Source organism: Geodermatophilus amargosae (assembly GCF_900116515.1).
Classification (GTDB): domain Bacteria; phylum Actinomycetota; class Actinomycetes; order Mycobacteriales; family Geodermatophilaceae; genus Geodermatophilus; species Geodermatophilus amargosae.
The window spans coordinates 71,961-84,602 of the sequence record NZ_FPBA01000013.1 but is presented as its reverse complement, the minus strand read 5'-3'; the positions used below and the strand labels follow the sequence as shown (position 1 = coordinate 84,602).

Sequence of the window (12,642 nt, the reverse complement as noted above, 5' to 3'; positions counted from 1 at the left end):
CGCACGTCCTCGCGGCTGCCATCCAGTGGCAGCGCGGCTCAGTGCAGCGCGGCGTCCGCCGGGCCGAGCGCCCACCGCCGGAAGCGCACGACGAGGCCGCTCCGGGTGGGTGCGCAGCAGTGGGGCCCGGCCCGCACCGCGGCCTCCGGCGGGAAGGACGCGACCCGGACCAGGCGGAAGGCCTCGTCGTCGACCCGCGCGCGGACGGTGACCGCGTCCCCGGCACGGCTGGCCCGGACGGTGACCCGGCGGCCGGCCCACTCCGGCGCCGGTGCCGATGACCAGTCCGAGTGGCCCAGCGTGACGACGGCGCCGACGTAGGCGGCGCCGTCGGTCGTCTCCACCCCGGCCTCGAGCCAGGTCTCCTCGTCCGCCCGGAGCACCAGCCCGGCCTGGTCGAACTGCCCGTCCCAGCCGACGTCGGACGTCACCTCGACCGCGCCCGGGGACGCCATCGGGGACAGGAGCGCGTGCGCGTCGTCGTGCACGAAGCCGTAGGCGGTGTGCCGCCCCGCGTCGCTGCCCTCGACGGCGGTCACCACCAGGTCCGGCCCGTCCTCGACGGCGGCGGCGGGGGCGGTCGTCCACCCGCCGGCGCGCCACGGCTGCACCCGCAGGCCCCCGTCCGTCATGCCGGCACGGTGGAGGAGCCCGGTCAGCGCGCCTCGACGGTCGTGGTCACGCGCTCGCAGCCGGCCGCCGACGCGGTGACCGTGATCGTCCCCGGGCCGGTCGGGCGGACGACGGCCAGCGCGCGGCCGTCGAACGTGGTGTGCACGTCGTCGAGGTAGGACTCCTCGGTCGACGGCGCCGCGCTGCCGAACCCGGCGAGCACGCCGGGCCCCTCGACCGTGACGGTGACCTCGCGGTCGACGCCGAGCGCCACGGTGCCGGCGGCGTCCTGCAGCGTGAGGTCCACGTACGCGAGGTCGGTGCCGTCGGCCCGGATCACCTCGCGGTCGGCGACGGCGGCCAGCGCGACCGGCCCCTCCACCGACCGCAGCGAGAACCGGCCGGTCTCCCCGCCGCCGGTGCGGGCGACGGCGGTGAGCTCACCGGGCGCCCAGGTCACCGTGAACTCCGCCCGGAAGCGGTGGGCCTCCCCTGCCTTCGCGGTGCCCAGCGACTCGCCGTCGAGCAGCAGCTCGACCTCGTCGGCGTCGCTGTGGACCTCGACCGTCAGCGGCGTCCCCTCGGTCCCGGAGGGGAAGGCCCAGCTGCCGACGGTGTCACTCCACGACCACGGTGTCGACACGGTCTCCCGACCGGAGCGCTCCGGCCGCAGGACCGCGACGTAGGGGTCGCGGCGGAGACCGAAGACGATCTCGCGGTGGTAGGACGCCGGCCGCCGGTGCCCGGTGACGTCGATGTCGCCGACGTGCGCCAGCAGCCACGGGAACGGGCCGTTGAGCTGACGGGCGGTCGGGTCCTCGACGTCGGCGACCCGGCCGATGCCCACCTCCCCGAGGTAGTCCCAGCCGGTCCAGGTGAAGTCGCCGATCACGTGCGGGTTGTCGCGGACCAGCCGCCACAGCCGGTCGACGTCGCCCGGGAAGGTCTCGCTGCCCACGACGACGCGGTTCGGGAAGACCTCGCGGTCGGCCTCGTAGCGGGCGTCCATGTAGTTCAGGCCGGCCACGTCGAGCACCGCGAAGGACTCCGCCGTCCGCCGGCCGACCAGCTCCGACCCGGACAGCTCGCGCATGAAGCCACCCATGTCCGACAGCATCGTGTTGATGCCGCCGTCGACGCTCTGCGTCGCCTCGCCGATCACGGCGAGCATGCCGTTGACGCCGTTGGTGACCGAGCGGGTGTCGTCGAGGGCCCGCACCGCCTCCGCCAGCCGTCGCGACCACAGCGCGCCGTGCGGGGTGGCGACCTCGGGGATCTCGTTGCCGATCGAGTACATGACCACGCTCGGGTGGTTGACGTCCTTGCGCACCATCGCCGCGACGTCGCGCTGCCACCACTCGGAGAAGTCCAGTGCGGCGTCGAAGTCGGACTTGCTCTCCGTCCACACGTCGGTGAGCTCGTCCATGACGAGGACGCCGAGCCGGTCGCAGGCCTGGAGCATCGCCCGGCTCATCGGGTTGTGGGCGCTGCGCAGGGCGTTGAAGCCGGCCGCCCGCAGCAGCTCCACCCGCCGCTCGTCGGCGCGGTCGACGGTGGCGGAACCGAGGACGCCGTTGTCGGAGTGCACGCACGCCCCGCGCAGGTCCACGGTCTCGCCGTTGACCCGCAGGCCGCGCACCGGGTCGACCGAGACCGTCCGGATGCCGAAGGTCACCGTGTCGTCGTCGACGACCGCGTCGCCGTCGCGCAGGTGCACCGTGGCGGTGTACAGCGCGGGTGAGCCGGGACCCCACAGGGCCGGCTCGCGGACGACGAGGCGCTGCCGCACGACCGCGGGCTCGCCGGGCCGGACGGTGACCGGCGCCCGGTCGGTGGCGACCACGGCACCGGCAGCGTCGCGGACCTCGGTGACCGCCTCGACGGTGGCCAGCCGCGGCCGGTCGTTCTCCACGGTCGTCGCGATCTCGATGACGGCGAGCTCGGCGTCGGCGTCCCGGGTGGTGACGCGGACGCCGTCGAGCGCGACGTGCAGCAGGTCGCCGACGACGAGGTGCACCGGCCGGTGGATGCCCGCGCCGGCGTACCAGCGGGAGTCCTGGGCCGACCGGCACACGACCCGCACCTCGTTGTCGTCGCCGTACCGCAGGAAGTCGTCGAGCGGCACGGCGAAGCCGGTGTAGCCCGACGCCCAGTGCCCGGCCAGGGCGCCGTTCACGTGGACCGTCGCCCGCCGGTAGACGCCCTCGAACTCGAGCACCCACCGCCGGCCGGCGGCGTCGGACGGGACGTCGAACGTCCTCCGGTACTCGTACACGCCGCCGGGGAAGTAGCCGCGGCCGGCGCCGTGAGCGGGTTCGCGGGGCTCGCCGAGCGTGGCGTCGTGCGGCAGGGTCACGTCCTGCCAGGGCGCGGCGGCACCCACCACCTCGGCGAAGGAGTTGGCGTGCGGCCGGGTCTGCCAGCCGGTCGTGAACGGGATGCGGCGCATGGCTGTCCTGTCATCGGGGGGACGAGGGGGCAGCACGCGACGGATGGCGTCCTGGCTGGAGCGCCCCGTGCCCACGCGGGTCCGGCGTCAGGGGCGACCGGCCGTCCGCTGGGTCGCCGCTGGAGCCCGCGTCCCCGATACTCGACGACGCGGGCAGCCGACGGACAGCCGCGTGCCGGTGGATGGCAGACGGGTCCCGGTGCCCCGGGGGGCGCGGGACAGACTGCGGACGTGAGTGGGCGACTGGCAGGGAAGACGGCACTGGTCACCGGTGCTGCCGCCGGCATCGGGCGGGCGGTGGCCGACCGGTTCGCCGCCGAGGGAGCGCGGGTCGCCTACGCCGACCGGGACGCCGCAGGGGCCGAGGCGGCCGCCGCGGCGTCGGGCGGGCGGGCGGTGCCGATGGACGTCACCGACGAGGACGGCGTCGCGGGCGGGTTCGCCGCGCTGGCCGCGGACGGCTGGGTCCCCGACGTCGTCGTCGTCAACGCCGGCGTGCAGCTGTTCGGACAGGACGCCGAGGTCGCCGACCTCGACCTCGACGTCTGGCGGCGCACCCACGAGGTCAACCTGACCGGCGCCTTCCTGACCGTCAAGCACGCCGTCCGCGGGATGCTGACCGTCGGCGGCGGCTCGATCGTCCTGACCGGCCGCCCCACCGCGCTCAGTGGCGAGGGCGCGGAGTTCACCGCCTACGCGTCGTCCAAGGCCGGCATGCACGGGCTGGGCCGCACGGTCGCCGCCGCCTACGCCCGGCGGGGCATCCGGGTGAACACCGTCGTGCCGCCCTACACCGAGACCGGTCTGGTCAGCACCCTCACCGCCGACCCCGGGGCGCGGGCCGGGATCGTCGGCCGGATCCCGATGGGCCGGGCCGGCACGACCGGTGGCCTCGAGGGCGTCATGGTGTTCCTGGCCAGCGACGAGTCGGCGTTCGCCACCGGTGCGGTGTTCGCCGTGGACGGCGGCATGACCACGTTGTGACCCGTGGGGTGGGGCGGGTGCCCCCCCGGTCACCGGTCACACCGGCCCCGAGGACCCGACCGCCTGCCGCTCGTGCCGGCGCAGTTTGGCGTAGAGGTCGGCGACCAGCAGCCGGACGTCGACGTCGACGTACACGCGGCGGGACGCACCCCCGGGCGCGGACGCGGTCTCGGTCCACGCGCTGGTCGCATCGCTGAGGGCGGTCAGCAGCAACGGCGGGCTGTCGCCGAGCGGCCAGGTCTCCCCCTGCTCCACGAAGTAGGGGATCGGCAGCTCGACGTACCGCTGCCACAGCCACGCCCCCACCCGGCCCGCCCCACCCAGGTCCTGCTCCAGTTCGGCGACGGAGTACTCGCACCGCCGGTAGGTCTCCAGCGGGAACTGGGAGACCGCGAGGTCGGTGCGGGCCAGCACCTCACGGGCTGCCTCGGCGTCGGTCTCCCGGTTGTACTCGAAGGCGGCCGGGTCCAGTGCCCCGCCGACCCAGACCAGCGTCAGCCGCGACGCGATCTCCGGCGCCTGCCGTAGCGCCTGCGCGACGTTGGTGAGCGGCCCGGCGCAGACGAGCAGCAGCGGCAACGGGTCGTCCCGCCGGGCCTCGGCGACGATGAGGTCCGCCGCGGCCGAGCGGGTGTCGCCTGCGTCCAGGACCACGTCGCAGCCGGCGGCGACCGCCGGCCGGGGGCCGTCGACCAGGTCCACCAGCTCCTGGGCGAACCGGGCGCCTCTCTCCGCGGTGCCCTCGGGTGGCCCGAACACCGGGTTCAGGTGCGAGCTGGTCACCGCGTCCACCCGGTTGGCGGGGCTGAGCAGGTGGTGGGCGAGGGCGACCAGGCCGTCGGGGTCGCCGGCCCAGTCGTTGTCGACGACGACCCGGCAGCGTTCCGTGATGCGCAGGGACACGCGTTCCTCCATGGTCAGACGGCGGCCGGGGCGTCGGCGCCGCGGTAGGTGGTCGATCGGACGAGCAGTTCGCCCCGCGCACACCAGACGCCGCCCAGCCGTCCGGTCATGCCGCCCGCCACCTCGGTGGAGACGTAGCGCCCGTCGAGGCGGCCGAGCTCGGTGGACCCGCCCGCGCCGGCGAGCCCGGCCACCAGCACGTCGGGGGCGAGCGCCGTCGAGGAGAAGTGCCCCTCGCCCGGCAGCGTGCGGATCTCCAGGACGACGTCGTCGCCCGGGGGGACGGCGGCCTCGCCGAGCACCGAGCGCAGCGCGCCGACCTGGGCGACGGCACGGACGCGGTCGCCCTCGACCTCGAGGTCGAGGTGGTGCCGGGCGTCGATGCGCACCGTCAGCCCCCCGACCCCGTCGGAGGCCCGCACGACGGCGCGGAAGAGGGCGTCCTCGTGCTCCTGGCGGCGGCCCACGACGGCGAGGTCCTCCGACGCGGGGTCGGGGTCGGCCGCGGTCAGCCGCCAGCCGCCCTCGACCCGGGTCAGCAGCTCGCCGGGGAAGCGGCGGGGCGCCACCCAGGCGGGGCCGGAGAGGTCGTCGGAGACCTCGACGGCGCCGTCCGGCGGGGTCAGCCACTCCCCCAGCCGGGGCCAGCCGTCGACCCACTCCACCTCGGCGGCGAAGGTCTCCCGGCCGAGGACGTGGAACTGCGGGCTGGCGCCGCGCGGGCGCACGCCGTGGAAGAGGATCGCCCAGCTGCCGTCGGGGCGCTGCACCAGGTCGGCGTGGCCGGTGTTCTGCACCGGCGACTCGACGCCGCGGTGGGTGAGCAGCGGGTTGGACGGGCACGGCTCGAACGGCCCGGCCGGCGAGTGCCCGCGCGCGATGGTCACCGCGTGCCCGCGCTCGGTGCCGCCCTCGGCGATGAGCAGGTACCAGAGGGCGCCCACCCGGTACAGGTGCGGCCCCTCCGGGAACCGGCCGCCGGTGCCCTGCCACAGCGGGCGCCGCTCGGTGAGCGCTGCGCCGGTGACCGGGTCGACGGCCTGCTGCACCAGCCCGGCCGGGCCGCCCGCGCCGAAGCCGGCGTAGCTGACCAGCAGCGTGCCGTCGTCGTCCCAGGCCAGGTCTGGGTCGATGCCGCGGACGCCGGTCAGCCGGACCGGGTCCGACCAGTCGCCGAGCGGGTCCTCGGCGGAGGTGAGCACCTGCCAGCCGCCGTCGGCGAGGTTGGTGGTCACCATCCAGAACCGGCCGTCGTGGTGGCGGATGGTCGGCGCGGTGATCCCGCCCGACCCGGGCGCGGCCGAGACGTCGAGCTGCGAGGGCCGGGCCAGCACGTGCCCGGCCTGCTCCCACGTCACCAGGTCGGGCGAGCGGTACAGCGGGACGCCGGGGGCGTACTCGAAGCTCGAGTGCACCATCCAGTAGGTGTCGCCGACCCGGACGACGCTCGGGTCGGGGTGGAAGCCGGGGACGACGGGACGTGGGGTCATGCGTGCGCGTCCGGGTCGAAGAACAGCGCCGGCTTCTCCACCGGCCGCGGCTCCGGGACCTCCGCGGTGAAGGAGTGCCGGCCGGAGCCGACCTCCACCGGCGCGCTGCCGTCGGGCAGCACGACCTCCGCGGTGGTGTTCGGCGGGACGACCACGTCGAGGGCGAACGCGGTCCCGCCGGTCAGCGCCCAGGACACCGATGCCGGACCGTACGGCGTCTCGTGCGTGGCCGCCGCCGAGGTGAGCCCCGGACCGGGGCGGGGCTCCACCTGCAGCCGCCGGTAGCCCGGCGCGGCCGGGGCGAGGCCGGCCACGGTGCGGTGCAGCCAGTCGGCGACGGCGCCGAGCGCGTAGTGGTTGAACGACGTCATGTCGCCGGGGTTGATCGACCCGTCGGGGAGCATCGAGTCCCAGCGCTCCCAGATCGTCGTGGCGCCCATCGTCACCGGGTACAGCCACGACGGGTTCTCCCGCTGCAGCAGCAGCTCGTAGGCGGTGGCCAGTTCCCCGGCGTCCGTGAGCGCGTCGGTGACCAGCGGCGTGCCCAGGAAGCCGCTGGCGATGTGGAACCCGTCCTTCAGCACCTGGTCGGCCAGCAGCCGCCCGGCGTGCCCGCGCTGGCGCGGCTCGAGCAGGTCGAACTCCAGCGCCAGCGCGTAGGCGGTCTGCGACGGGAAGGCGACCCGGCCGTTCGGGGAGACGTACTCGGCGCGGAACCGCGCGGCGGCCCGCTCCCCCAGCTCGGCGAACCGGGCGCCGTCGCGGCCCAGCACCCGCGCCGCCTGCGCGACCGTGCGCGCCGAGCGGGCGAGGTAGGCGGTGGCCACGCACTGCCACGGCGTCCGGGCGGCCGCCGGGTTGTCCGGCGGGGCGGCGGTGTCGAGCCAGTCCCCGAAGGAGAAGCCACCGCCGGGGAAGTCGAGGTCCTCCCCCGCCCGGGCGGCGAACGCGTCGATCCAGGCGGTCATCGACTCCCACTGGTCGGCGAGCAGGCCCGCGTCCCCGGTCCGCTGGTACAGCACCCACGGGACGACGACGGCGGCGTCGCCCCAGCCCACCTCGGGCTGCTGCGGGAACGGCAGCAGCGGGAGGAACGGGACGTACATGGGCACCGTGCCGTCGAACCCGCGCTGCTCGACGGCGAGGTCGGCCAGCCAGGAGCGGAGCATGCCGGTGGTGTCGTAGAGGAACGACGCGGTGGGCGCGAACACCTGCAGGTCGCCGGTCCAGCCGAGCCGCTCGTCGCGCTGCGGGCAGTCGGTCGGGATGTCGAGGAAGTTGCCCCGCATCCCCCACACGACGTTCTCGTGCAGCCGCTCGACGTCGGGGTCGGAGCAGGTGAACGTGCCGGTGCGCCGCATGTCCGTGTGCAGGACGACGGCCTCGAGGTCCTCTGCCCGCAGCTCGCCGGGCCAGCCGGTCACCTCGGCGTACCGGAAGCCGTGGAAGGTGAACCGCGGCTCCCAGGTGCGCGGGCCGTCGCCGTCGAGGACGACCACGTCGGTCGCCCTCGCGGCCCGGAGCGGGCGGGTGCCGAGCTCGCCGTCCTCCAGGACCTCGGCGTGCCGGACGGTGACCTCCGTGCCGGCCGGGCCGTCGGGCAGCCGCAGCCGCAGCCGGCCGACCAGGTTCTGGCCGAGGTCGACCAGCGTCCTCCCGGACGGCGAGGTGGTGACGGCCTGCACCGGCAGGACCTGCGTGCGCCGTATCGGCGGGCCGGTCGGGGCGACCAGCGTGGCGACGTCGAGCTCGCCCGCCTCGACCGGCGTCCAGCCCGCGTCGTCGAAGCCGGGCGCCGACCAGTCCGGCAGCTCGGCGCGCAGGTCGGCGGTCTCGCCGTTGTACAGCCCGGCGCGGGTCAGCCAGCTCGGCGCCGACCGCCACGTGCCGTCGGTGGTGACCACCGTGCGGGAGCCGTCGGCGTGGTCGACCTCCAGCTGCGCGAAGGCGCCGGTGCGGTCGCCGTACCAGTCCCGCTTGCCGGTGAAGCCGAGGTATCCGCGGAACCAGCCGTCGGCCAGGTGCACGCCGAGCGCGTTGCCGCCCTCGGCGAGCAGGGACGTGACGTCGTGCGTGCGGTAGCGCAGCCGGTGCCGGTAGCTGGTCCAGCCCGGCGCCAGCACCTCGTCGCCGACGGGAGCGCCGTTGAGCTCGGCCTCGAACACGCCCTGCGCGGTGGCGTACAGGCGGGCCCTGACCACCGGGGCGTCGAGCACGAACTCGCGCCGCAGCAGGACCGCCGGCTCGTCGCCCTCGGGCAGCACCGGCCGCACCAGGGTGGCCGTCCAGTCCGCGGGCTCGAGCAGCCCCGCCTCGACGACGACGTCCTCGCCCCATGCGGAGGGCTGCGCGTCGCCGGCGCCCCACACGCGGACGCGGACGGTGCGCCGCTCGCGGCTGGTCAGCGGTGGCGCGCCCCACGGCACGAGCACCGACGCGTCGGAGTCGACGCGGCCCGACGACCACGCCGGCCCGCCCTGCGGCTCGACCTCCACCTCGTAGGCGGCCTGCCGCCAGTCCGGCAGCTCGGTCGACGTCACCCACGACAGGCGCGGTGCCGTCTCGCCGATGCCGAGCGGCTCGCGGTGGTGCTCGACGGTGACGGCGCCGACGGTCAGGTCGCTCATGCCCGGGCTCCGATCAGCGCGTCGGCGAGGTACCGGACGGAGCGGTCGACGATCCCGTCGACGTCGTCGGAGCCCTCCCAGATGTGCCCGGCGCCGTCCACGGCCTCGAACTCGACGGGCACGCCGGCCTCCCGAAGTGCCGTGGCCAGGCGCGCGCTCTGCGCGAAGGGCACCAGCCAGTCGGCCGTGCCGTGCAGCAGGAGGAACGGCGGGGCGCCGGCGGTCACGTGGGTGACCGGGCTGGCGTCCGCCCGGGTGGCGTCGGTCAGGCCGGCGACCAGGTGGTCCTCCGGCGGGACGCGCAGCTCCTCGGGCAGCCGGGCGGCGATCTCCGGGGGCGGCGCCTGGCGCGGCATGGTGTCGAGATCCGAGACGCCGTACCAGTCGACGACGACGTCGACCGCGCTCGACGGGCCGACGACGCCGAGCGTGCCCTCCGGGTCGGCGCGGTGCCCGGTCAGGCCGACCAGCGCGGCGAGGTGCCCGCCGGCCGACTCCCCCATCACGCCGATGCGGGTGGTGTCCACGCCGAGCTCCCCGGCGAAGGAGCGCAGGTAGCGGACCGCGGCCTTGGCGTCGTGCAGCTGCGCCGGGAAGGGCGCCTCCAGCGTGAACCGGTAGTCGATCGTGGCCACGGCGAGCCCGGCGGACAGCAGCGCGTCGAAGACCTGGCCGGGCCGCAGGGTCTCGGGCAGCTCACGGCGGTCGCCGATCATCCAGGCACCGCCGTGGACCCACACGACCAGGGGCGCGGGCGCCGGGGTGTCGGGGACCCACACGTCCAGCTGCAGCGGCCGGTACCCGAAGGCGACGGCGTAGGTCAGCCCGGGGAAGTGCCGCGCGCCGTCGTCCCGGCGGGTCGGTTCGGCCGGCGGCAGGAACCGGGCGGGGCCGGCCCACCCGGGCGTCTCGGTGGTGCTCATCGCGTCTCCTCGGAGGTGCTCGTGAACTCGTGCCGGCCGGGGCCGGCGGTCGTGGTGGTGCCGTCGGGCAGGACGACCTCGGCCTGAGTCCCGGAGGGGACGACGACGGTCAGGGACAGGACGCCGCCGTCCAGCCGCCAGGACGACCCGATCCGGCCGTACGGCGACTCGTGCGCGGCCTCGGCGGAGGTGAGCCCGCCACCGGGGCGTGGGTGGACGCGGAACCGGCGGTACGCGGGCTCGATCGGCTCGATCCCGGCGACGTACCGGTGCAGGAACGAGACGACGGCGCCCTTGGAGTAGTGGTTGAGCGACTCGTGCGGCACCCCGTCGGCGTCGACGCCGTTCCAGCGCTCCCACACCGTGGTGCCGCCGCGGTCGACCATCGTCAACCAGGACGGCTCGGTGTCCTGCAGCAGCAGCTCGTACGCCACGTCGAGGTGGCCCGCGTCGGCGAGCACCGGCAGCAGGTACGGCGTGGCCAGGAAGCCGGTGCCCAGGTGGGTACCGGCCCTCCGCACCAGCTCGACCAGCCGCTCGGCGACGGCCGGGCGCAGTGCGTCGGGGACCAGGCCGAAGGCCAGCGCGCGGACGTGGTTCGCCTGGGTGTCGGGCGTGAGACGCCCGTCGTCGTCCAGGTACTCGGCCTGCCAGGCGGCGCGCACCCGGTCGGCCAGCTCCGCGTACCGCGCGGCGTCGTCGTCCCGGCCGAGCACTTCCGCGGTCCTGCGCACCAGGTCCGCGCTGTGCGCGAGGTACGCCGTGGCCACGTCGCCCTCGTCTGCGGCGACGAAGGCACCGAAGTCGGTGATCTCCTCCCCCGGGACGAGCCACTCGCCCCAGTGGAAGCCGGTGTCCCACAGCTCCCGCTCGTGCGGCGCCGGCTCCGGCCGGCGCGCCACCCGCGCCGGGTGCCGCTGCTCGCGGGCCATGCGCTCGGCCCGGTCCAGCCAGCGGACCATCGTCGGCCACAGCTCGGCGAGCACGCCGGGATCGCCGTAGGCGCGGTACAGCTCCCACGGCACGACCACCGCGGCGTCGCCCCACCCGGCCGAGCCGTTGAGGAAGGCGACCGGGCTCTCCCGGCCCTCCGAGCGCGGCATCGGGCTGACGTTGGCGACGGTCCCGTCGGGCCACTGGTCGGCGACGACGTCGCGCAGCCACTTGGTGGAGAAGCCGGCGACGTCGTAGAGGAAGGCGGCGGTCGGCACGAACAGCTGCCAGTCGCCGGTCCAGCCGACGCGCTCGCGGTGCGGGCAGTCGGTGGGGACGTCGCAGGCGTTGTCGCGCAGGCTCCACACGGCGGCCTCGTGCAGGCGCGTGACCCGCTCGTCGCTGCAGGAGAACCAGCCGGTGCGGCGCATGTCGGTGTGCACGACGACGCCGCGGACGTCGTCCGGCGTGAGGTCGGACGGATGCCCCTCGACCCGCACGTACCGGAAGCCGTGGGTGGTGCGCCGCGGCTCGAAGACGTCGCCGGGGACGCCCGCGCTGACGACCGTGTCGACCTGGCCGGCCGGCAGCGGGTGCGGGAGGAAGGGCACGGCGGGGCGCAGGTGCTCGGTGGTCACGTCGCCGTCAGGGCCGAGCCACTCGCCGTGGGTGAGCGTCACCGTCGTCCCGGCGGGGCCCAGGTCGGTCAGCCGCACCCAGCCGTTGACGTTCCGGCCGAGGTCGACCACCTGCCGGTCTTCGTCGAGCCGGGTCACCGACACGGGCACCAGCTCCTCCACCCGGCGCACCGGCGGCGCCGGGGAGTCGACCAGCCCGGCGAGGCCGTGCTCGACGACCTGGACGGCGTCCCAGCCGGAGTCGTCGAAGCCGGGCGTGTCCCAGCCGCGGGGCAGCCGGCCGAGGTCCCAGCGCTCACCCGCGATGAGGTCGGCGGCGACCACGTGGCCAGGGGCGCTGCGCCAGTCCGGCCCGGTGCCGACCACGGTGACCGTGCCGTCGTCGTGCGTCAGGTGCAGCTGGGCGAGGACGGCGGTGCGGTCGCCCCACTGGTCGGCGGCGCGGGTGATGCCGATCTGTCCGCGGAACCAGCCGTCGGCGAGGACGACGGCGAGCGTGGTGCGGCCCGTGCGGAGGAGCGACGTCACGTCGAGCGTCTGCACCTGCAGGCGGGCGTCGTACTGGGTCCAGCCGGGCGTGAGCTCGGCGTCGCCGGCCCGCTGCCCGTCGAGGAACGCCTCGTAGAGCCCCTGCGCGGTGGCGTGCAGCCGCGCGGCCACCACCGGCCGGTCGACGTCGAACTCCGCGCGGAGCAGGGCCGCAGGCCGCTCCCCCGCCGGGCCGCCGGGCATCTCGCCCGGCTCGATCCAGGAGGCCTGCCAGTCCTCGGCCGCGAGCAGCCCGGTCTCGAACCAGGCGGGCTCGGACACCGGGCTCTCGCCGAGGTCGGTGCGCACCTGCACGCGCCAGTGCACCCGCTGCGACGACGCCGGCGCCGGGCCGTCGTAGGGCACGAGCAGGTGGCTGCCGTCGGAGACCCAGCCGGAGTCCCACCCGTCGTCGGAGGTCAGGCGGTACGCGACCTGCTCGCGGGCGCCGTCGGGGAGCCGCCAGGACAGCCGCGGTGCCGTCGTCCGGATGCCGAGCGGCTCGTCGAGGTGCTCGACGCGGAGCGAGTGTGCTGCGGAGGGCACGTGTCTCCC

Annotated in this window: 8 protein-coding genes; 1 reads left to right on the top strand and 7 read right to left on the bottom strand. The window is 75.7% G+C overall.

Annotated elements, in window-relative coordinates; all coding sequences use genetic code 11:
• Window positions 1-38: 38 nt before the first annotated feature.
• Both BM414_RS17030 and BM414_RS17025 read right to left on the bottom strand, forming a co-directional pair.
• Window positions 39-632, bottom strand: a complete 594-nt coding sequence (locus BM414_RS17030) for a DUF1349 domain-containing protein (protein ID WP_093581175.1) — start codon at window positions 630-632, stop codon at window positions 39-41.
• 23 nt (window positions 633-655) lie between these two features.
• Window positions 656-3,061 (bottom strand): glycoside hydrolase family 2 TIM barrel-domain containing protein, encoded by a 2,406-nt coding sequence (locus tag BM414_RS17025; RefSeq protein WP_093581173.1) that lies wholly within the window; start codon window positions 3,059-3,061, stop codon window positions 656-658.
• 231 nt (window positions 3,062-3,292) lie between these two features.
• Here BM414_RS17025 and BM414_RS17020 point away from each other — a divergent pair, with 231 nt between their 5' ends.
• Window positions 3,293-4,045 carry an SDR family NAD(P)-dependent oxidoreductase gene (locus BM414_RS17020; protein WP_093581171.1) on the top strand — a complete coding sequence of 251 codons (753 nt, stop codon included), beginning with the start codon at window positions 3,293-3,295 and terminating at the stop codon, window positions 4,043-4,045.
• Window positions 4,046-4,081: 36 nt separating this feature from the next.
• Here BM414_RS17020 and BM414_RS17015 read toward each other — a convergent pair whose 3' ends face one another.
• From BM414_RS17015 to BM414_RS16995, 5 genes are read right to left on the bottom strand one after another with little or no spacing between them, the layout of a single operon-like run.
• Window positions 4,082-4,948 (bottom strand): nucleoside hydrolase, encoded by an 867-nt coding sequence (locus BM414_RS17015; RefSeq protein WP_093581169.1) that lies wholly within the window; start codon window positions 4,946-4,948, stop codon window positions 4,082-4,084.
• Between the two features lie 14 nt (window positions 4,949-4,962).
• Window positions 4,963-6,438, bottom strand: coding sequence for a glycoside hydrolase family 43 protein (locus tag BM414_RS17010; RefSeq protein WP_093581167.1), 1,476 nt, complete (start codon window positions 6,436-6,438; stop codon window positions 4,963-4,965).
• The gene (locus tag BM414_RS17005; RefSeq protein ID WP_093581165.1) at window positions 6,435-9,065 is read right to left on the bottom strand and encodes a glycoside hydrolase family 78 protein; all 2,631 of its coding nucleotides are present in this window, start codon (window positions 9,063-9,065) and stop codon (window positions 6,435-6,437) included. The genes BM414_RS17010 and BM414_RS17005 overlap by 4 nt, the downstream gene beginning before the upstream one ends.
• A complete protein-coding gene (locus BM414_RS17000; protein ID WP_093581163.1) occupies window positions 9,062-9,988 on the bottom strand; it encodes an alpha/beta hydrolase in 927 nt (308 codons plus the stop codon). Before BM414_RS17000 ends, BM414_RS17005 begins: the two co-directional genes overlap by 4 nt.
• The gene (locus tag BM414_RS16995) at window positions 9,985-12,633 is read right to left on the bottom strand and encodes a family 78 glycoside hydrolase catalytic domain (protein WP_093581282.1); all 2,649 of its coding nucleotides are present in this window, start codon (window positions 12,631-12,633) and stop codon (window positions 9,985-9,987) included. Before BM414_RS16995 ends, BM414_RS17000 begins: the two co-directional genes overlap by 4 nt.
• Window positions 12,634-12,642 lie beyond the last annotated feature (9 nt).